Consider the following 19,462-nt stretch of genomic DNA (forward strand, 5'->3'; position numbering starts at 1 on the left):
CGAGCGGCGGTCAGCGGCCCGAGACGAGGTTGCCGAGGCGGGCGTAGAGCGAGGTGCCGGTGCCGCGGTCGTTCTCGTGGCGGTCGGCGGCCCGGAACAGCGTGTAGATGAGCTGCACGCCCGCCCACCGCAGCGGCTCCGGCTCCCACTGCCGCACCTGCCGGCCCACCCACGGCAGCGCCGTCAGCTCGGTGTCCCGCCGCAGCACCAGGTCGCGCAGCGTGCGCCCGGCCAGGTTCGTGGTGGTGACGCCGCTGCCGACGTACCCGCCGGCCCAGCCCAGCCCGCTCGCGTGGTCGAGGTGCACGGTCGAGCACCAGTCGCGCGGCACGCCGAGCACCCCGCACCACGAGTGCTGCACCCGCGCGTCGGCCGCCGCCGGGAAGAGCTTCACCAGCATCCGCCACAGCAGCGCCACCGTCCGCGCCTGGGTGGCCCCCCGGCGGTCGGTCCGCGACCCGAACCGGTACGGCACCCCCCGCCCGCCGATCGCGATCCGGTCGTCGGCCGTGCGCTGGGCGTAGACGTAGGCGTGGGCCTGGTCGCCGAGCAGCTCGTGCCCGGCCCAGCCGATGTGCTTCCACACCTCGGCGGGCAGCGGCTCGGTGACGATCATGGAGCTGTTCATCGGCAGCCACTGCCGGTGCTGCCCGGCCAGTGACGCGGTGAAGCCCTCTGTGGCGCGGATGACGTAGTCGGCCGAGACGATGCCGAGCGGCGTGTGCGCGGTCGCCTTGCCGCCGCCCACGCGCGGCCGGATCTCGGTCACCGTCGTGCCCTCGAAGACGTCCACGCCCAGCGCGGCCACGGTCGAGGCCAGCCCGACGGCGAGCTTGGCCGGCTGCACGCGGGCGCAGTGCGGCGAGTACGCGGCCTCCAGCGTGCCCGCCACCTGGAGGCGTTCGCGCTGCTCGTCGCGGTCCATCAGCCGCATGTCGTCCGCGCCGTAGCCCCAGGAGCGCAGGTCGGCGACCTCCTCGCGGAGCCGCCGCCGCTGGGCCGGGTTGGTCGCGACGTGCACGAGACCGCCCTTGTGCACGTCGGCGTCGATGCCCTCGGCGCGGGTGACGTCGATGACCTCGTCCACCGCGCGGAACATGGCGTGCTGGAGGTCGATCATGGCCTGCCGGCCGCGGGCCTGGGCGTGCCGCTCGCGGGAGCCGGCGAACTCGGCCGACAGCCAGCCGCCGTTGCGCCCGGAGGCGCCGAACCCGGCGAACTCCTTCTCCAGGATCGCGATCCGCAGGTCGGGCTGGGCCTTCTTCAGGTAGTACGCCGTCCACAGGCCGGTGTAGCCGCCGCCGACGATCGCCACGTCGTACTCGCGGGAGCCGGGCAGCGAGGGCCGCCTGGCCGGCAGGCCGATCTGCCGGTACCAGAACGAGACGCCCCCGTTGGCGAAGTCGTCGGTGAGCGGGATGCCTGTCATGACTGTTCTGCCTCCACGGCTGCTGCTTGCCCGTCCGTTGTTTCCCCGTCCGCTCTCTCCCCGGCGGACGGGGTGGGCGGGCTGATCACCCAGAGCACCTCGGCGGTCTCGTCGCCGTCGTTGACCACCCGGTGCGGGACCGAGGTGCGGTACTCCACGCTGTCGCCGGGCCCCAGCGGGTGCGCGGCGGCGGACCCGGCGGGGCCCAGCCAGAGCGTGAGGCTGCCGCGCAGCACGAGGAAGATCTCCTGCGAGTCGCCGTGCGTGTACGGCTCGTCGCCGGTGGAGGCGCCGGGGTCGAACTCGCCGGCGTACATCTCCACAGTGCGCAGCGGGCGCTGGGAGATCAGGAACTTGCGGGTGCCCGGCGCGGTGGCCAGCTCGGGACGCTCGGCGCGGCGCACCACGCGGTGGGCGGGCTCGTCGTCCTCGTTGAACAGGTCGGCCACGGTGATGCCGAGCGCGGAGGCGATCCTGCGCAGCATGCCGATGCTCGCGCTGGTCTGCCCGCGTTCGAGCTGGCTGATGAAGCTGGGGCTCGCCTTGGCCTCGCCGGCCAGGGCGCGCACGGTCATGCCGCGCATGCCTCGGTAGACCCGGATGCGGGTACCCAGGTCCGTCATCGAACCTCTCGATCGGTCAGGCTGAACAAGTTGTTCAGTGACGGTACCGACGGCGGAGAAAGCCCAGCAAGAGGGGGGTGCCTAACGAATCGGTAACCGGTCTCAGCCGCGGGTCGGCCGCTGGTAGCCCTCGTCGCCGCCGTAGACGCGCACGGACGGGTCCCGCTCGGGCTGCGTGGCCGGGCTGGTCGGCGAGGCGGTGTGCTCCTCGGCGAAGTCGTCCGAGGGCACGGGCGGCGGCGGGAACAGGTAGTCGTGCCAGGTGATCCGGCCCTTGGGGTCGGCCTCGGTGGTGAACGCGCCCGCGCGTTGCGCGGCGGCCAGCCGGCCCGGGATGCGCACCGGCAGGCACAGGCGGCGCAGGCGGCGGGCGTCCAGCCAGGTCCTGGTCAGCTCCTCGGTGCCGAGGACCTGCGGGCCGCCGTACTCGACGACGGCGCAGGCCGGGCCACCGGCCAGCAGCGCGGCCAGGCGGCCGGCGACGTCGTCCACGTGCACCGGCTGCCACAGCAGCGAGCGGTCCACCGGCAGCACGGGCAGCGCCGCCAGGTCACGCAGCAGCCGGTCCACCGACTGGTGGAACGGGGTGGCGCGGACGATCGTCCAGGCCATGCCGCTCTCCCTGACCAGCCGTTCGGCCTCCAGCTTGTGACGGTGACCCGGCGCGCGGTCCGCGCCGGTGATCGAGGGCAGCAGCACGTGCGAGGCCCCGGCCGCGCGGGCCGCCGCGGTCAGCGTGCGGGTGCCGGCCAGGTCCACCTGGGCGCGCCTCTGCCGGCCGCCGGTGGCCAGGTGCGCGACGGCCTCGACCTGCCGGACGGCCTCGGCGACGCCCTTGCCCGAGGCCAGATCGCCCCACACCCACTCCACGCCCCCGCGGTCCTCGTGCCGGGTACGACTGAGCGCCCGTACCCGATGTCCCGCCTTGAGCAGGACGGGCACGAGGGCCCTGCCGAGGGTGCCGGTGGCTCCTGTGACCAGAATGCGCATGCCGGGTCCATACCCGCGAATCCCCGGAGATGACAATGATTTTCGTGACGAGGTCTGTGGACGGCGGTGCGGGGTAGAGCCGCCAATATGGCTCGTATCGCATCCGAATCCCTGGTCGAACGGCTCGCCGAGTGGGGCGTGGACACCGTCTTCGGCCTGCCCGGCGACGGCATCAACGGCATCATGGAGGGGCTGCGCCGTCACCGTGACCGGGTGCGGTTCGTGCTGGTGCACCACGAGGAGGCCGCCGCCTTCATGGCCACCGGCTACGCCAAGGCCACTGGACGGATCGGTGTGTGCCTGGCCACCTCCGGCCCCGGCGGCATCCACCTGCTCAACGGCCTCTACGACGCCAAGCTCGACCACGTCCCCGTGCTGGCCATCACCGGCATGCAGGAGACCGCCGTGCTGGGCACCGGCTACCAGCAGGAAGTCCACCTCGACAAGCTGTTCGCCGACGTGGCCGAGTACAACATGATGATCACCAACCCGGCCCAGCTGCCCTCGCTGGTGGACCTGGCCGTCCGGACGGCCTACGCCCGGCGCGGCGTCGCCCATCTCACGCTGCCCAACGACATCCAGGTGGCCGAGGCTGGGGAGGACCCGTACCGGACGGTCGCGCCGGTGCGGGCGCCGGAGACCGCGCCGATCTACCTGCGGCCGCCGGGGCTGCCGCGCCAGGAGGACCTGGTGCGGGCCGCCGAGGTGCTCAACGCCGCGCAACGGCCCGCCATCCTGGCCGGGCAGGGCGCGCTGCACGCCCGGCGGGAGGTGCTGGCCGTGGCCGAGGCGCTGGGCGCGCCGGTGGTCAAGACGCTGCCCGGCAAGGCGGTCGTCCCGGACGACTCGCCGTACACGACGGGCGGGATCGGGCTGCTCGGCACCAAGCCGAGCGAGGAGCTGATGGACGAGGCCGACGTGCTGTTCATGATCGGCACGAACTTCCCCTACTCGAAGTTCCTCCCCGAGCCGGGCAAGGCGCGGGTGGTGCAGTTCGAGGCCGAGCCGACCAGGGCCGGGGCGCGGGTGCCGACCGACGTGCCCGTGGTGTGCGACGCCAAGGAGGGCCTGCGCGAGCTGCTGCCGCTGCTCACCCGGCGCGACGGCGACGGCCACCTGGCCAAGTACCAGAAGCTCATGGCCAGGTGGCGCTCCGACATGGACAGCCTGGAGAACCCCGACAGGGACCCGATCGCCCCCCAGTACGCCATGTCCGTCCTGGACGACCTGGCCGCCGACGACGCCATCCTGACCTGCGACAGCGGCACGATCGCCACCTGGGCCGCCCGCCACTGGACGATCCGCGGCGGGCGCGAGTTCTACCTGTCGGGCACGCTGGCCACGATGGCGCCGGGCCTGCCGTACGCCATCGCCATGCAGCACGCCTTCCCCGGCCGGCAGGTCATCGCCTACGTCGGCGACGGCGGGTTCGCGATGCTGATGGCCGAGTTCCTGACCGCCGCCCAGCACCGGCTGCCGGTCAAGGTCGTCATCAACAACAACAACTCGCTCGGCCAGATCCTGTGGGAGCAGATGGTCCTCGGCTACCCCGAGCACGGCGTGCGCTTCGCCCAGCCGGAGGCCGACTACTCGGTCTGGGCCAGGGCGTGCGGCGGGTTCGGCGCCAAGGTCACCAAATCCGGGGACGTGGCCGCGGCGATCAGGCAGGCGCTCGCCCACGACGGCCCCGCCCTGGTCGACGTGGACGTCAACCCGAACGAGCCGCCCATGCCCGGCAAGGTCTCCTACGACCAGGCCAAGAGCTTCGCCCAGGCGTTCCTGAAGGGGCAGCCGCACAAGGCGGCCATCGCGACCACCCTGTTCAAGGACCGCATCCAGAAGTTCACCGACTGACCGCCAGCCGGCGGCCGGTCACGGGGTCCGGCAGGCGGCGGCGATCCGGGCGGCGCTCTCCAGGAGCGGGTCCACCAGCCGGGGCAGCTCGCGGGCGCGCCGCGAGGCCAGCACGATCCCCACGGCCGCCACCGCACGCCCGTCCACCACGACCGGCGCCGCCGCCGAGCACGAGCCGAGCGTCATCTCCTCGTGCGTCAGCGCGTAGCCCTGCGCCCGCACCGCCGCCAGCTCCCTGGCCAGCCGGCCCGGCTCGGTGACGGTGTGCGGCGTGGGCCGTTCGAGCGCGCGGGCCAGGTACGCCTGCACGAACCACTCCGGCTCGAAGGCCAGCAGCGCCTTGCCCACCCCGGTCGGGTGCATCGGCAGCCGCCCGCCGGTGCGCGAGACGATGGGCACGGCCCGCCTGCCGTACACCTTGTCCACGTACAGGACCTCCAGGCCGTCGCGGACGGCGAGGTGCACGTTCTCGCCGGTGGTGGCGAACAGCTCCTGGAGCCAGGGGTGCGCGCGGCCCTGGAGGCTGCCGGGCGCGAGCTGGCCGAGCTCCCACAGCCGCAGCCCCACCCGCAGCCGCCCGTCGGGGGAGCGGCTGAGCGCCTGCCACTCCTCCAGCTCGGCCACCAGCCGGTGGGCCGTGCTCAGCGGCACCCCGCTCCGCCTGGCCAGGTCGGTCAGCGTGAGCTGCGGATGGGCCGCGTCGAACGCCCCCAGGATGGCCAGCACCTTGGACGTCACCGTCTGCCCCGGACGCCGGGCTCCTCCGGACATGACCACACTCCTGCGCGATTCTTCCACTCAGTGGAAGAGGCTACTCGGCTCCCGGGGCCGGCAGGCAGCAGACTTCCCTCATGCGAACTCAGGTCGGGATCATCGGCGCGGGCCCCGCGGGCCTCCTGCTGTCTCATCTGCTCCACCTGCGCGGCATCTCCTCGGTGGTGCTGGAGAAGCGCAGCCGCGCCTACGTCGAGCGGCGGGTCCGCGCGGGCGTCCTGGAGCAGGGCACGGTGGACACGCTCGTCGAGGCGGGGGTCGGCGCGCGCATGCTGCGCGAGGGCCTGCCCCACCACGGCATCGAGCTGCGGTACGGCGGCGCGGGCCACCGCATCGCCTTCGACAAGCTCGTCCCCGGCCGCGCCATCACCGTCTACGGCCAGCAGGAGGTCGTCAAGGACCTGATCGCGGCCCGGCTGGCGGCGGGCGGCGACCTGCGGTTCGATGTCGAGGACGTCGCGGTGCACTCGCCGGGGTCCGAGCCGTACCTCACCTTCGGCGGCGAGCGGCTCGACTGCGACGTGATCGCCGGGTGCGACGGCTTCCACGGCGTCTCGCGTCCGAGCGTCCCGGACGGGGTCCTGGAGGTGTTCGAGCGGGAGTACCCGTTCGCCTGGCTCGGCGTCCTGGCCGAGGTGGCGCCCTCGTCGCAGGAGCTGATCTATGCCAGGACCGAGCGCGGCTTCGCGCTGCACAGCATGCGCTCGCCCACGGTCAGCCGCTTCTACCTCCAGGTCCCGGCCGACGCCGACGTGGCGCAGTGGCCGGACGAGCGCGTCTGGGCCGAGCTGAAGGCCCGGCTGGAGACCGTCCCGGGCTTCGAGCTGACCACCGGCGAGATCATCGAGAAGGGCGTCACGCCGATGCGCTCCTTCGTCGCCGAGCCCATGCAGTACGGGCGGCTCTACCTGGCCGGGGACGCCGCCCACATCGTCCCGCCGACCGGCGCCAAGGGGCTGAACCTGGCCGTGGCCGACGTCCGGGTGCTGACCGAGGCGCTGGCGGCCTTCTTCGAGCACGGCTCGTCGGAGCTGCTCGACGGCTACTCGCGGGCGTGCCTGAAGCGGGTGTGGCGGGCGCAGCACTTCTCGTGGTGGATGACGACGCTGCTGCACACCTTCGACGAGGACGACGCGTACGGACGGCGGCTGCAGACCTCCTACCTGGACTACGTCACCTCCTCCGAGGCGGCGGCGACCACGCTGGCGGAGAACTACGTCGGGCTGCCCTTCGACTGACCGCGCTACCGCCCCCCCAGGCGGCCTGACCTCGGGCGATGCCTTAAAGTTGGCGCGTGGTTTTCGAGGAGGGCTGGGCGCATTCGCCCCTGCGGTGGTTGATGGACACGCTGGGCCATGCCCAGCTCGCCAGGATGGAGTCCGAGCCGGCGCTGGTCGCGGCCGTGGACCAGCACGCGGCGCTGCTGCGTGACGCGATCCCGCTCGACCGCGAGACCCTGGGCGACTACCTGCTGGGCTTCCTCGACGAGCTGCGCCACCGCGGCTGGATCTTCAGCGGCGACCACGACGCGCCCGCCCTGCGGCTGACGGCGGTCTGCTGGCTCGCCCGCGAGCAGGGCTTCCTCGCCGAACCCGCCTGAGCCGGCCGGACACGTCGAGCGTGTCGTGCAACGGCAGGGCCCAGGGGCGACCGAGCCTCTCGTCCTCCCCGGACGCACGCACGAACAGCCGGCCACGGGTGTCGAGGACGAGATCCCCCGGCTGCCACTGCTCCGGCCGGGCGGCCTCGCCGGCCCTGTCCTTCACTAAGCGCTCTCTGCTCATGTCCCTCCCGAGGAGTTCGTGGAAGGAGTCTCCTTCCCCTCGCCCCCTCTGGCAAGGTCGCCGGCGCGGGGCCGGCTCACCCGGCGGCCGGGGCTCGGCCGGCCGGGGTGGGTCCGCGTGACCGGGCGCTCGTCCCGGCCACACGGAGCTCAGGTCTCCGGCGGGATGTCCGCGCGGGTCGCCCCGCCGGTCGTGCCCGTCGGGCCGGTCGGGCCGGTCGTGCCGGTCGTGCCGGGGGCGCCGGGCGTGGTCCGGGCCGGTTCGGCGGGCCGGGCCATCGTGCGGGCGTCCTCACGCCCCCGCTGGTACGCCTCGGCGTGCGCCCTGGCCTGCGGCGCCTCCGCCTCGATCCGGCCGATCCAGCGCTCCCAGCGCTGCTGCATCGGGCGGACGAGCCCGCCGCCCAGGCCGATGGCCAGGATCGCGCCGATGGTGGCGAGGACGGTGATGAGCACCGGGGTCGTGACGGTCGTGGCGACGCCGATCTGGTTGAGCGCGGCGATGATGCCCAGCGCCCAGATGAAGACGGCCGCCGCGATGCCGAGCCAGCGACCGTAGGACAGCCCGCCGAGCGCGCCGTCGACGAGATCCCTGACGGCCCGGGCGATCGCCCCGGCGATCACGATGATCACGATGGCGACCACGGCCTTGGGCAGCCAGCCCACCACCCCGTTGAGCAGCGACGAGATCGGGTTGGGCCCGAAGACGCTGAAGGCGATCTGCAGGGTGATCAGCAGGATCGCGTAGTAGACGAGCTTGGCGAGCAGCCCGCTGGCGTCGTACCGGCTGCTTTCGAGCCAGCGCTGCACGCCGCTGCGGTGTACCGCCCGTTCGAACCCGACGCGGTCGAGGATCTTGTCCACGAGCTTCTGCAGCGCCTTCGCCACGATCCACCCGATGATCAGGATCACCAGGAACGCGACCAGCCTGGGCACGAACGTCGCGACCTGTCGCCAGGCGTCCGTCAGGCCTTGGCCAATATTGATGTCCACGGTTTCCTCCAGGACGAGGAGCCAATGGAATCGCGGTACCCGGCTGAACTGGGACTATGCACGCATTGCTACCAAATTTTCGCGGAGTGTTACATTTGTACAAGTGTGCGCAGGCGTCAGTAGAGCCGGCGCAGGTCCATCTGGAAGTTCTGGTGCCAGGTCTGACCGCCGTCCACGGTGGTCTCGCCGATCTCGTGCCAGGTCGTGGCGGTGAACGTCAGCGTGTAGCGGCTGGTGTAGCCGGGCGTCTGGAGGCTCCACTGGAAGGTGTCGTCGCCGACCACCGGCCCCACCGTGGTGACGTAGCCGCGCGAGAACGCCTCCCAGCGGTACTGGCCGGTCGCCTCGTTGTAGTTGATCACCGCCAGGGCGCTGTCCACGATCGTGCGCGGGTCGGCCTTGTCGCGACCCTGACCCTCGACCGAGATCACCAGGTCGCCCGCCTGCCGGCGCACCCGCTCGGTCTGCAGGAACTCCTGCCGCGTGCCCGAGGGCGTGACGGTCCAGCCCGCCCCCGCCCACGTGCCGATCATGAACGAGAGCCGCCGCATGGCCTCCGCCTGCCCGGTGAACGCCTGCCCGCCCGCGGCCGAGGAGGGCGTCCGGGCGGCCGTCGCCGGGCCGGGGGAGAGCAGGGCCGCCAGTAAGGCGAGCGGCAGGAGCAGGCGGACCAGTGACTTCATCAAGGCGTCCTCGTCAGTGAGCGGCTGATGCCGAGCCGGGGGTGAGCGGTCAGGTAGAGGCCGGTGGCGGCGTCGTACAGGTCGTTGGCGTCCATGCGCATGGGGGCCAGGGTGCTGCCGGCGGGCGTGACGTTGCGCAGGGCGCGCAGCCCCGCGTCGTGGGCGGCGGTCACCAGCTCGCTCATCGGCGCGGTGCCGCCGGCGGTGGTGGCGTCGGTCAGGTCGGACAGCCCGGCCGTGATCGAGGCGAACGCGTGGTCGGACCTGTCGCCCCTGACCAGGTGCTGGGCCAGCCAGAAGTAGCTGGCCCGGCCGCGGTACTGCCGGTAGACCGAGGAGACCATGGTCAGCAGCCGCTGGTAGGCGTTGCGGTACAGGGACTCGTAGAAGCCCTGGGCCTCCTGCTCGCTCACCTCGCCGCGTTCGGTGGCCGTGATCGAGGCCGCGGCCAGCAGGGCGCTGTACATGGCCAGGTGCACCCCGGTCGACAGCAACGGGTCGAGGAAGCAGGCGGCGTCGCCGGCGATGCGGTAGCCGGGACCGCAGAAGGAGTCGGCCACGTACGAGAAGTCCTGCTCGATGCGCACCGGGCCGGTGAATTTGCCGACCAGCCCCGCCACGGTCGGCGACTCGGCCACCACCGCGTGGAACATCTCCTCCGGCGACCGGTAGTGGGGACGCCGCTCCAGGAAGCGCGTCTGGTGGGTGACGAAGCCGACGCTGAACACCTCGCCGCGCAGCGGGATCACCCAGTACCACCCTTCCGGTGCGGAGATCACGTTGATGCCGCCGCCCGGCGTGCCGGGAAGGAGGTCGCCGCCCTGGTAGTAGCCCCAGATCGCGACGTTCCTGAAGACGTCGTGCGGTCGTCGGTCACGGAAGTGCTGCGCCGACAGTACCCCGGCGCGTCCGGAGGCGTCGACCACGTGATCGAAGCGCTCCAGGCCGCGGTCCCACTCGGCGGCGCAGGCACGGCCGTCCTCGAACAGCACGCGCCTGACCCTGGCCCGCTGGATCACCTCGACGCCCTGGGAGGCGGCGTGGTCCAGCAGCACCTGGTCGAAGTCGTCCCGGTCCACCTGCCAGGAGCGCACCTCGGGGCCGAACGTGGCCGCCCAGTTCACCGTCCAGTCGCGCTCGGCGCCCCAGCGCAGCAGCAGGCCCTCCTTGACGGGGTAGCCGCGCTCCTCGATCTTCTCGTGCGCCCCGGCGTAGTCGATGATCGTCCGGCAGGACGGCGAGACGGACTCGCCGATGTGGTAACGCGGGAAACGTTCGCGTTCCAGCAGCCGGACGTCCATTCCGTTACGGGCCAGCAGCGTCGCGGCGATCGAGCCCGCCGGGCCGCCGCCGATCACTAATACCTTGGTCATCGCGAGCCCTTCCGATAATCGATACGTATTACGCAGTGACGGGCCCGGCAGGTGGGGCCCAATACGTAGGCCGATACGTATATTCCGGCGTTATTCTGGACCGCCGGCCCGGCCTGTTCGATGATGCGTCTGAGTTCCGTTCCGTCTTTCTTCAAGGAGCGCGCATGGGATTGAACCTCCGGCTGGTCGTTCCCCTGGTCTACGCCGCCGCGGTGGTCGTGGCCTTCCTGATCGGCAAGACGGTCGGCTCGGTGGTCGTCATCGCCGGCGCCGTCCTCGTGGCCCTGTTCTTCGTGCTGTCCGGGCGGTCACGTCAGCGCGAATAGGGCCCCCCACGGGTCGCGCACGATCGTCGCCCGGGGATGCCCGGGGGCGGTCGTGGCACCCAGCCGGGCCGCCGTCGCGGCGGTCGCGGCGCGGTCCGCGGTCGCGAAGAACGTCATCCACTGCGGCCGCGCCCCCGTCCCCTCCCGGACCGCGGGCGCGGCGCCGAGCAGGTCCCGGTAGAACGCGGCGCCGGCCGACCACAGCTCGTGGGCGCACCACGTGCCCGGCTCGCCGGCCAGCACGATCCCGGCCGGCCGGTGCCCCTCCCAGAAGCCGACCGCCGCCCCCGCCGGGTCGGTCGCGAACAGCACGCGCCCGTCCTCGCCGGCCGCCATCGGGCCGAAGACGACGCCGCCGCCCAGTTCCTTCACCCGTACGGCCAGGGCGTCCACGTCCGGGGCCGCCAGGTAGGTGTTCCAGGAGGCGGGCAGGCCCGGCGGCACCCGGCCGAAACCGGCCACGACCTGGCCGCCCAGCTCGACGAAGGAGTAGCCGCCCTCCTCACGGAAGGTCCAGCCGAACAGCTCCCCGTAGAAGGCCCGCGCGCCGGCCGGGTCGAGCGCCCCGTAGTCCACCCAGCACGGCTCGCCCGGCTCATAGTGCTCGTGAATCGGCACGCCCGGCCTCCTCGTCCGCGTCCAGGGCCGACAGCCGCAGGTGCTCGGCGACGAGCGGCGCCACGACCCCGGGCCGCTCGATCAGGCACAGGTGCCCCGCGCCGGGGACGGTGACCGTACGGCACCGGGGGACCGACCCGCGCAGCAGCGCGGCGCCGGCCCGGAACGTCGGCATGTCCCGGTCGCCGACGACGACCAGCGTGCGCGCCCGGATGCCGCGCAGGTCGTCGGCCGTGTGGACGTGCCTGCTCAGCCCGTGCATCGCGCCGTCGCGCAGCTCCCGCCACGAGTGCCCGGCCACGATCGCCCGCAGCCTGGCCCGCAGCTCGGGATGGTCCTCGGTGCCGCGGAAGATGTCCGGCGGCGAGGACATCCACAGGTCGGCGAGCTGCTCGCCGTCCGCGCCCATCCTGGCCAGCCCGGCCAGCGCCCGGTAACGCTCGGCGGTGCCCGGCTCGGGAGGCGCGCCGGCGATGGTCGGGGAGCCGACGATCAGCCCGCGCACGTCGCGGGGGTGGTCGACGGCCAGTTGCAGGGCGATCATCGAGCCGATCGACTCGGCCACCACCAGCGTGGCCGACTCCGCCCTGGCCAGCCCGGCCAGCTCGGCCGCCAGCGCGGGCAGCGACGTGCCCGGCCGCAGCGGCCCGGACCGCCCGTGCCCCGGCAGGTCCACGCCGACGTGCCGCCAGCCGGGCAGCAGGTTCCACAGCGGCTCCCACACCGAGGCGTCCATCGTGTAGCCGTGGATCCACAACACGGCCCGGCCCTCGCCGGTCGAGCGCACGTACAGGCTCATGAGGACGCTCCGGCGGTGGCGGGGACGGGGGCGAAGCCCTGGCAGAAGCGGCGGAAGGCGATGACCGGGGTGTCGCCGGCGTCCAGCCGCTGCGGGGCGCCGATGTCCAGGTGGTCCCAGACCACGCGGTCCTGGTCGAAGGCGTAGCGGGCGCCGTGCACGAGCGCGGGCAGCGAGCCTTGCTGGTCCGGCCGCACGCCGATGGCCACCCGGCCCACGCAGCCCGTCCCGTCCGGCACCGCGCCCGTGACGATCGTGTACGGCGCCGACTCCGTGCCCAGCTCGGTCACCACGAGGTGCGGGCTGTAGGCGCGGGCCACGAAACGGGAGGCGAAGTCGAGCCGCCGCTCCCGCTCCCACGGCGGCGCCTTGGTACGGAACTCGCCCTCGATGACCAGCTCGTCGTGCCCGCCCATGCTGACCCGCATGCCGCGCACCGAGGGCACCAGGTGGACGGTGCTGAAGTGCTGGGCGTCGAAGGCGTTCTCGACGACGTACTCGGCCGGGACCGTCACCGGCTGGTTCACCGCCGCCACGATCACCAGGTCCTCGGCCGCCTGCTTGATCACCTGCTCGAAGCCGCGGTCGTCGCCGGGGTCGCCGGACAGCCGGGCGAACAGCGCGGCCCCGGCCCGCAACGTCCGCAGCTCGCCCACCGACCAGCGCCGGCCGGACCCGCCCAGCGAGATCCGCTTGCCGTGGAAGGGGCAGATCACGCAGTCGCCGTCCAGCTTGCCGCCGTACGCCAGATGGGCGCCACGGTGGGGGCAGGTGGCCTCGAACACCCGGATCCGCTCGCCGTCGCGCACGGCCATCAGGCGCGCGCCGCCCAGCCGCAGCGGGGTGATCCCCGGGCCGATCTCGTCGTCGAGGGCGAGCAGGAACCACCCGCCGTGGAGCTGCCCGTTACCGGCCGTCATCTCTCCAGCGCCCCAATCACCTCTGTGGCCGCGCGCTCCCCGCTGGCCATCGCCATGTGCGCCATGGGCGGACCGGACAGGCCGACGGTGGCCTCCCCGGCGAAGAAGACCGTCCCGCCCAGCGGCTCGGCCCAGGCCGGGGACGCCCACAACGTCCCCACGCCCGGGTAGGTGTACGCGCCGCCCGCCCACGGGTCGGCGCCCCAGTCGGACACCACCACCTCCGGGTTCAGCCCCCGCGTCCACGGCAGGGCGCGGGCCAGCAGCGCGGCCAGGCCGCCCGGCTCGGCCCACGCGCTCCGGGCCGCCGCGGCGGTGCGGGCCTTGGCCATCACCAGCACCTCGGGCCGCCCGGCGGTCGTGCTGACGAACCCCAGACGGCCGCCGGCGTCGAAGACCACGACGGACTCGGGGGCGGGCACGGGATAGGCGGCCAGCCCGCACCAGGCGTCGCCGGGCCGCAGCTCGTAGGCCGCCGCCTGCTTGCGCACGGGCAGGTCGTCCAGCACCAGCCGCCCCTCGGCGACCACCGGCGGCGGCACGGTCACCACGGCGGCGGCGGCGCTCTCCACGTGCCCCGCGGCGGTCAGCGCCCGCACCCGGCCCGGTGTCCAGGACAGGCGGACGACCGCGTCGCCGAGCCGTACCCGCAGCCCCTCGGCCAGCCGCGCGGGCAGCCGGTCGAAGCCGCCGGGCAGCGCGAACTCGCCCCGCCCCGACCGGTCGGCCCGCCGCAGCGCGGCCAGCGCGGGCGCGCTCAGCGCCTCCGGCTCGGCCGCCCAGTTCTGCCTGAACCACTCCGCCGCCGGTTCCAGGGCCTGCGGGCACCGCGCGGTCTCCTCCTTGAGCCACGCCGCGACCGGCACGTCCCAGGGGCTCGCCACCGCCAGGCGGCGCAGCGACTCCCGGGCCGCGCCCGACGTCAGCCGGTCCTCCAGCAGCGGCGGCGTGGGCCGCAGCGCGGTCAGCGGGCGCGGCCCGCCGGGCAGCAGCACCCGGGCCGCGCGCCGCGGCACCGGCACCGGCGCCTCCAGGCCGGGCAGCGCCGCGATCGGGTTGCGGTCGCCGTGGATCACCTGCGCGCCCAGCTCCAGCAGGGACGGCCGGTGGGTGCGGATCCGGCCGCCCACCCGCTCCCTGGCCTCCAGCACCGTGACCGCCAGCCCGGCGGCGGCCAGGCGCGCGGCCGCCGTCAGCCCGCTCACCCCGGCGCCGATCACGACGACGTCAAGCTCTGCCACCGGCACATCCTCTGTAGTAGTTTGTCCTCGGCCTGATCACGAGGAGACGCCATGACGGCACCCCGCACGCTGCCCGGCCACCTTGCGCACCCGTTCTCTCCTCGCGGGCGGCTCGACCCGTATCCGGCGTACCGCTGGCTGCGCGAGCACGATCCCGTGCACTTCGACGTCACCTCGCGCATGTGGCTGCTGACCGCGCACGCCGACTGCGCGCTCGCGCTGCGCGACCCGCGCTTCTCGGCCGCGCTCGGGCAGCGGGAGCGGGTCAGGGACGACGAGCTGCCGCCGTCGATGCTGACCACCGATCCCCCCGAGCACCAGCGCCTGCGCTCGCCCGGCGCCCTGCTGATGGGCCCGGCCGCGATCCGCGGCATCGCGGGCGACATCGAGGCCGGGATCGGCGCGGTGCTCGACGCGCTGGCCGGCCGGGAGGAGATCGAGGCCACCGCCGACCTCGGCGAGCCGCTGGCCACCGGCGTGCTGGCCAGGCTGTTCGGCCTGCCGGCCGCCGACGTGCCGGCCTTCGCCGGGCTGGCCGCCCGCGTGTCGGTCAACCTCGACCCGCTGGCCGGGCCGCAGGCCGCCGCGGCCGGGCGGGCCGCGATGGGCGAGCTCACCCGCTTCCTCGGCGAGCGCGCCGACGCCGCCGCCGAAGCCGCCGGGAACGGGCCGGGCGGCTCGCCGTTCGGGCGGCTGGCCGCCGACGACCGGCTGACCAGGGCCGAGATGCTCGGCATCGCCGCGCTCACGGTCGTCGGCGGATGGAAGCCGCTGGCCGAGATGGTGGGCAACGCCCTCCACTGGCTGCTGCCGCGTGCGGAGGCCGCCGGACTGATCAGGAACGGCGGCCCGGACGTGGCCGAGTCGGCCGTGGACGAGCTGCTGCGGCTGGAGTCGCCGATCCCGTTCACCGCCCGGGTGACCACCGAGGAGGTCCCGCTGGACGGCGGCGTGATCCCGGCGGGGGCGAGGGTGCTGGCCCTGGTCGGGGCGGCCAACCGCGATCCGGCGGTGTTCGACCGGCCCGACGAGCCGCTGGTCGCCCGTTCGCCCAACCCCCATCTGGCCTTCGGCGCGGGCACCCATCTCTGCCTGGGCGCGCCGCTGGTCAGGCAGGCCGGCGGGCTGCTGCTGAGCGGGCTGCTGGAGCGGTATCCCGGGCTGCGCCGCACGGGGAAGCCGCCCGCCTGGGCGCCGGGCCTGGTGCCCAGGAGGCTGACCGGCTTCACCCTCGCCATCTGAGCCCCTTCCCCGGTCAGCGGACGTTGGCGCCGCGCCAGCGGAAGGTCAGCAGGCTCAGCAGCAGCGCCGCCAGGCACCAGGCGCCCAGCACCGCGGCGGTCCTGCCCAGCTCCCACGTGCCGGCGGGCTCCACCACCGCGAAGTCGGCCGGCAGGAACACCGAGCGCAGGCCCTGCGTCATCCACTTCAGCGGGAAGAACGCCGCCAGGCTCTGCATCCACGCCGGCAGCTCGCTGTAGGGGAAGAACACCCCGGAGATGAACTGCAGCACCAGGAACGGCAGCGTGACGATCGCCGCGGCCGAGCGGGCGTTCGGGATGATCGCGCTGAAGGCCACCGCCAGCAGCGAGCAGGACGTCGCCCCGAGCAGCAGCACCCAGGCGAAGGTCAGCCAGTGCCCGGCGTCCGGCGGCAGCGGCAGGCGGAACAGCGCGACGCCGACGCCCAGCAGGATCGCCGCCTCCAGCACCCCGGTCACCACCACCCGGACGATCTTGCCCACGAAGTACGCCGTCTTCGGCATCGGCGAGGAGGCCAGGCGGCGGATCATGCCGTTGTCCCGCTCGATCGCGATGTTGATGGCCAGGCCGTTGAAGCTGACGCTCATGATGCCGCAGGCGATGATCCCGGCCACGAACATCTGCTTGAAGTCGGTGTGCGTGCCGGGGACCGTGCCGGAGAAGATCGAGCCGAGCACCAGCAGCAGCACGATCGGCAGCAGCAGCGTGAAGAACAAGGACTGCCGGTTGCGGAAGAACGACTTCAGCTCCACCGACGAACGGGCCGCCGACGCCCGCCACAGCCCTGACCCGCCGCCCGATGCACGCACGGGACGGCCCTGCTCGGCCACGATCGCGTTCGAGCTGGTCATGCCTGGGCCCCCTGGTTCTCGCGGATCAGCTTGAGGTAGACGTCCTCCAGCGTGGGCCGGTGGACGCGCAGGTCGGGCAGCTCGTCGGCGCCCGCGCGCGCGGCCCAGGGCAGCAGCGCGGCCAGGGCCCGCGTGGGCGTGTGGGTGAGCAGCGTGAGCGTGCCGCCGGGCACGCCGGGCGCGCAGGACGGGTCGAGCGCGGTGCCCGCGGGCAGGTCCGGCAGGTCGGCCGCGCTCAGCTCGGGGGTGAGGGTGAAGCTCACCGCGGCGGGTGTGTCGCGCCGCCCGCCCAGCTCGCCCACCGGCCCGGTCTCGACGATCCGGCCGGCCACGATCACGGCCGCGCGCTGCGCCAGCGCCTCCACCTCGTCGAGGTAGTGGGTGGTCAGCACGGTCGTCTTGCCCTGGTCGGCGAAGAAGCGGACCAGGTCCCACGCCTCCATCCGGGCCTCCGGGTCCAGCCCGGTGGTCGGCTCGTCGAGGAAGATCAGGTCGGGGTCGCCGACGACGCCGACGGCCACGTCAAGGCGGCGCAGCTGGCCGCCCGAGAGGGTCTGGGCCTGCTTGCGCTCCTTGGCGCCGAGGCCCACCATGTCGATCACCTGCGCCGCGGGCAGCGGCGCGGGGTAGAAGGCGGCGAAGTGCTCGACGACCTCGCGGACGGTCAGGTCCGCGTAGGCGCCCGTCGTCTGCGGCACGATGCCGAGCCGCGCCCGCCACCGCGGGGCGTCCTCGGCCGGGTCACGGCCGAGGACCCGCACGTCGCCGCCCGAACGCCTGCGCACGCCTTCGAGGATCTCGACCGTGGTCGTCTTGCCCGCGCCGTTGGGGCCGAGTAAGGCGAACACCTCTCCGGGACGAACGTCCAGGTCCACACCCTGCAGGATGAGAGCGGGACCGTACTGCTTGCGCAGCCCCCGTACGTGGATGGGGTTCGCCTGGTCGTCGGACATGATCTCCTCTACCTCCTCTTGGCGTGCGTGGCTCCCGGCGTCAGGTGCAGCAGCAGCAGGGGCAGCAGCAGCAGTTGACGTCGACGCCGGCCGCGATCGAGTCGAGGTCGCCCTCGCTCAGCTCGGCCATGTCGATCTGCGGCGTCTCGGGGATGTGGAACTCGAACGTCCCCGTCTCCAGCCCGCGCTCCCACAGCGAGACCTGCACGTCGAGGTTCGTGTCGTGGTGGCCGTCGGGAACGTTGCGCACGAGGGTGATCTGGGCGCCCGCGGGAACCTCGAGGCCGGCCTCGGCCAGCGCCTCACGAGGGTTGCCGTCCAGCTTCGCCGAGAATTCCTCGCTCGACCACGCGGTGATCAGGACTCGCGTGTAGGCGTTGACGAATTCGGTCCGCTCTCTGGGGTTCAGGGCCATTGCGTCCTCCTGGAGCTTTTCCCCTTCGGCGCGGTGCGCCGTCTCGGAACGGAGTCTTACACAGCCGAATTCGCAGTGCCTAGACTTAATTTCCGGGGCCCTGGATTAAGTATTGAGAGCCCTCTGCTTAAAAGGTACTCTGCAAATACGCCGACCGGAACAATACGAAGCGATATACGTATTCGATGGCCGGAAATGCGTATCGATAATATTCGTTTGCGTAAGCCATCGGGAGAACCCATGTCCGGGACGTACGTATCCCCCCGGGTGCCGCCGGGACCCGCCGGAACCCAGAGCCTGAGGGCCATGCGCGACGCTCCGCTGGAGTTCGTCACCGCCATGGCGGCCCTCGGCGACGTCACCCGCCACGACGCCGACGGCGAGCCGGTCTACATGCTCAACCGACCCGACCTGGCCAGGCACGTGCTGAAGGAGCACGGCGCCGCCTACACCAAGGAACGCACGCCGGACGACGACATGCTCCGCCCCCTGCTCGGCAACGGCCTGCTGACCAGCGACGGCGCCGAGTGGGCGGCCCAGCGCAGGATGTGCGCGCCCGCGTTCAGGCCCGCGGAGGTGGGCCGGTTCGACCGGGTCATCGTGGAGGCGGCCGAGCACCTGGTGGCGCACTGGGCCGGCGGCCGGCCCGTACGCGTCGACCACGACCTGACCTCGCTCACCCTCACCGTGATCGTGAAGGCCATGCTGGGCACCGACATCGGCGGCGCGGGCGAGGGCTTCGGCCGCGCCGTGGACGCGGTCAACCGCTTCATCGGCCACTACGTACCCAGCGACGACCCCGACCCGGTCGACACGGCCGCCCGGCACGCCGGCTTCCTGCGCGCGCGGGCCTTCCTCGACCAGGTCACCAGGCTCATCATCGCCGCCCGCCGGGCCGGCGGCGCGGGCGACGACCTGCTCGGCGCGATGCTGGCCGAGGGGCACGCGATGTCCGACGCCGACCTGCGCGACCAGGTGCTGACCATCGTCATGGCCGGGCACGAGACCACCGCCAAGTCGCTGACCTGGACGCTCTACCTGCTCGACCGCAACCCGGAGGCGGCCGAGGCGGTGCACGCCGAGATCGACGAGGTGCTGGCCGGCCGCTCGCCCACCGCCGCCGACCTGCCCAGGCTGCGGCGCTGCCGGCAGGCCGTCCAGGAGGCCATGCGGCTCTACCCGCCGGTCTGGCTGATCTCGCGCCGCGGGACGGCCGACGACGTGCTGGACGGCTACGACGTACCGGCCGGGTCGCTGGTGTGCGTCAGCCCGTGGGTGCTGCACCGGGATCCGAGGTACTGGGCGGAGCCGGATGCGTACCGGCCGGAGCGGTTCGACCCCGACCGGGCCGCCCGGCTGCTCAGCCACCAGTACCTGCCCTTCGGCGGCGGCCCGCGCATCTGCGTCGGGCGGCACTTCGCGCTGGTGGAGGCCACGCTCGTGCTCGCGGTCATCCTGCGCGGGCTGCGCATGGAGCTGGTGGCGGGCTTCCCCGTCGAGCCCGAGGCGCTGGTCACGCTGCGGCCCCGGCACGGCCTGATGATGACCCCGAGGCCCCGGTGAGCGCCCCGATGA

20 protein-coding genes are annotated in these 19,462 nt (G+C 73.2%); 6 read left to right on the forward strand and 14 right to left on the reverse strand.

The features are described 5' to 3' along the window. Positions 1-10 precede the first annotated feature (10 nt). The 3 genes from ABZ444_RS16625 to ABZ444_RS16635 form a co-directional block, all read right to left on the reverse strand. Positions 11-1,429 (reverse strand): FAD-binding oxidoreductase, encoded by a 1,419-nt coding sequence (locus tag ABZ444_RS16625; protein ID WP_357996886.1) that lies wholly within the window; start codon positions 1,427-1,429, stop codon positions 11-13. Then, positions 1,426-2,052 (reverse strand): cupin domain-containing protein, encoded by a 627-nt coding sequence (locus ABZ444_RS16630; RefSeq protein WP_357964447.1) that lies wholly within the window; start codon positions 2,050-2,052, stop codon positions 1,426-1,428. The genes ABZ444_RS16625 and ABZ444_RS16630 overlap by 4 nt, the downstream gene beginning before the upstream one ends. Before the next feature lie 102 nt (positions 2,053-2,154). After that, entirely contained in the window at positions 2,155-3,042 is an 888-nt protein-coding gene (locus tag ABZ444_RS16635; RefSeq protein WP_357996889.1) for an NAD(P)H-binding protein, read from the reverse strand. An 87-nt stretch (positions 3,043-3,129) separates the two neighbouring features. On the opposite strand from ABZ444_RS16635, the gene ABZ444_RS16640 reads away from it, so the two are divergent. Beyond that, positions 3,130-4,896 carry a thiamine pyrophosphate-dependent enzyme gene (locus ABZ444_RS16640; protein ID WP_357996892.1) on the forward strand — a complete coding sequence of 589 codons (1,767 nt, stop codon included), beginning with the start codon at positions 3,130-3,132 and terminating at the stop codon, positions 4,894-4,896. 18 nt (positions 4,897-4,914) lie between these two features. On the opposite strand, the gene ABZ444_RS16645 is transcribed toward ABZ444_RS16640, so the two are convergent. Next, positions 4,915-5,667: an IclR family transcriptional regulator gene (locus tag ABZ444_RS16645; protein ID WP_357996895.1), complete on the reverse strand. Its 753-nt coding sequence runs from the start codon at positions 5,665-5,667 to the stop codon at positions 4,915-4,917. A gap of 80 nt (positions 5,668-5,747) precedes the next feature. Here ABZ444_RS16645 and ABZ444_RS16650 point away from each other — a divergent pair, with 80 nt between their 5' ends. Both ABZ444_RS16650 and ABZ444_RS16655 read left to right on the forward strand, forming a co-directional pair. Continuing rightward, positions 5,748-6,908: a 4-hydroxybenzoate 3-monooxygenase gene (locus ABZ444_RS16650; RefSeq protein WP_357996898.1), complete on the forward strand. Its 1,161-nt coding sequence runs from the start codon at positions 5,748-5,750 to the stop codon at positions 6,906-6,908. A 56-nt stretch (positions 6,909-6,964) separates the two neighbouring features. Further along, positions 6,965-7,270, forward strand: coding sequence for a DUF6401 family natural product biosynthesis protein (locus ABZ444_RS16655; protein ID WP_357996901.1), 306 nt, complete (start codon positions 6,965-6,967; stop codon positions 7,268-7,270). Positions 7,271-7,603: 333 nt separating this feature from the next. Here the strand turns inward: ABZ444_RS16655 and ABZ444_RS16660 are convergent, their stop codons facing one another. The 3 genes from ABZ444_RS16660 to ABZ444_RS16670 all read right to left on the reverse strand — a co-directional run bounded on the left by ABZ444_RS16660 (position 7,604) and on the right by ABZ444_RS16670 (position 10,502). Continuing rightward, on the reverse strand, positions 7,604-8,446 hold the full coding sequence (locus ABZ444_RS16660) for a hypothetical protein (RefSeq protein WP_357996904.1): 843 nt from the start codon (positions 8,444-8,446) through the stop codon (positions 7,604-7,606). Between the two features lie 116 nt (positions 8,447-8,562). After that, entirely contained in the window at positions 8,563-9,129 is a 567-nt protein-coding gene (locus ABZ444_RS16665; RefSeq protein ID WP_357996907.1) for a hypothetical protein, read from the reverse strand. After that, positions 9,129-10,502 carry an NAD(P)/FAD-dependent oxidoreductase gene (locus tag ABZ444_RS16670; RefSeq protein WP_357996910.1) on the reverse strand — a complete coding sequence of 458 codons (1,374 nt, stop codon included), beginning with the start codon at positions 10,500-10,502 and terminating at the stop codon, positions 9,129-9,131. Before ABZ444_RS16670 ends, ABZ444_RS16665 begins: the two co-directional genes overlap by 1 nt. Before the next feature lie 164 nt (positions 10,503-10,666). Here ABZ444_RS16670 and ABZ444_RS16675 point away from each other — a divergent pair, with 164 nt between their 5' ends. After that, positions 10,667-10,828 (forward strand): hypothetical protein, encoded by a 162-nt coding sequence (locus ABZ444_RS16675; RefSeq protein ID WP_352329725.1) that lies wholly within the window; start codon positions 10,667-10,669, stop codon positions 10,826-10,828. On the opposite strand, the gene ABZ444_RS16680 is transcribed toward ABZ444_RS16675, so the two are convergent. The 4 genes from ABZ444_RS16680 to ABZ444_RS16695 are packed head-to-tail and all read right to left on the reverse strand — an operon-like array spanning position 10,811 to position 14,406. Beyond that, positions 10,811-11,446: a VOC family protein gene (locus ABZ444_RS16680; RefSeq protein ID WP_357996912.1), complete on the reverse strand. Its 636-nt coding sequence runs from the start codon at positions 11,444-11,446 to the stop codon at positions 10,811-10,813. The two genes, ABZ444_RS16675 and ABZ444_RS16680, sit on opposite strands and share 18 nt — an antisense overlap. Beyond that, complete coding sequence (locus tag ABZ444_RS16685; RefSeq protein ID WP_357996914.1) at positions 11,424-12,245, reverse strand: alpha/beta hydrolase; 822 nt, start codon at positions 12,243-12,245, stop codon at positions 11,424-11,426. The genes ABZ444_RS16680 and ABZ444_RS16685 overlap by 23 nt, the downstream gene beginning before the upstream one ends. Beyond that, positions 12,242-13,165: a Rieske 2Fe-2S domain-containing protein gene (locus ABZ444_RS16690; protein WP_357996916.1), complete on the reverse strand. Its 924-nt coding sequence runs from the start codon at positions 13,163-13,165 to the stop codon at positions 12,242-12,244. The genes ABZ444_RS16685 and ABZ444_RS16690 overlap by 4 nt, the downstream gene beginning before the upstream one ends. Further along, positions 13,162-14,406, reverse strand: coding sequence for an FAD-dependent oxidoreductase (locus ABZ444_RS16695; protein WP_357996919.1), 1,245 nt, complete (start codon positions 14,404-14,406; stop codon positions 13,162-13,164). Before ABZ444_RS16695 ends, ABZ444_RS16690 begins: the two co-directional genes overlap by 4 nt. Before the next feature lie 51 nt (positions 14,407-14,457). Between ABZ444_RS16695 and ABZ444_RS16700 the strand changes: the two genes are divergently transcribed. After that, positions 14,458-15,648: a cytochrome P450 gene (locus tag ABZ444_RS16700; RefSeq protein WP_357996922.1), complete on the forward strand. Its 1,191-nt coding sequence runs from the start codon at positions 14,458-14,460 to the stop codon at positions 15,646-15,648. Between the two features lie 13 nt (positions 15,649-15,661). Here ABZ444_RS16700 and ABZ444_RS16705 read toward each other — a convergent pair whose 3' ends face one another. The 3 genes from ABZ444_RS16705 to ABZ444_RS16715 are packed head-to-tail and all read right to left on the reverse strand — an operon-like array spanning position 15,662 to position 17,887. After that, on the reverse strand, positions 15,662-16,519 hold the full coding sequence (locus ABZ444_RS16705; protein ID WP_357996925.1) for an ABC transporter permease: 858 nt from the start codon (positions 16,517-16,519) through the stop codon (positions 15,662-15,664). Then, on the reverse strand, positions 16,516-17,472 hold the full coding sequence (locus ABZ444_RS16710) for an ABC transporter ATP-binding protein (RefSeq protein WP_357996928.1): 957 nt from the start codon (positions 17,470-17,472) through the stop codon (positions 16,516-16,518). Before ABZ444_RS16710 ends, ABZ444_RS16705 begins: the two co-directional genes overlap by 4 nt. Before the next feature lie 40 nt (positions 17,473-17,512). Then, positions 17,513-17,887: a hypothetical protein gene (locus ABZ444_RS16715; RefSeq protein ID WP_352326163.1), complete on the reverse strand. Its 375-nt coding sequence runs from the start codon at positions 17,885-17,887 to the stop codon at positions 17,513-17,515. A 306-nt stretch (positions 17,888-18,193) separates the two neighbouring features. On the opposite strand from ABZ444_RS16715, the gene ABZ444_RS16720 reads away from it, so the two are divergent. Continuing rightward, on the forward strand, positions 18,194-19,450 hold the full coding sequence (locus ABZ444_RS16720; protein ID WP_357996931.1) for a cytochrome P450: 1,257 nt from the start codon (positions 18,194-18,196) through the stop codon (positions 19,448-19,450). Positions 19,451-19,462 lie beyond the last annotated feature (12 nt).

The sequence above is a fragment of the Nonomuraea sp. NPDC005730 genome (assembly GCF_040630865.1).
Lineage (GTDB): Bacteria > Actinomycetota > Actinomycetes > Streptosporangiales > Streptosporangiaceae > Nonomuraea.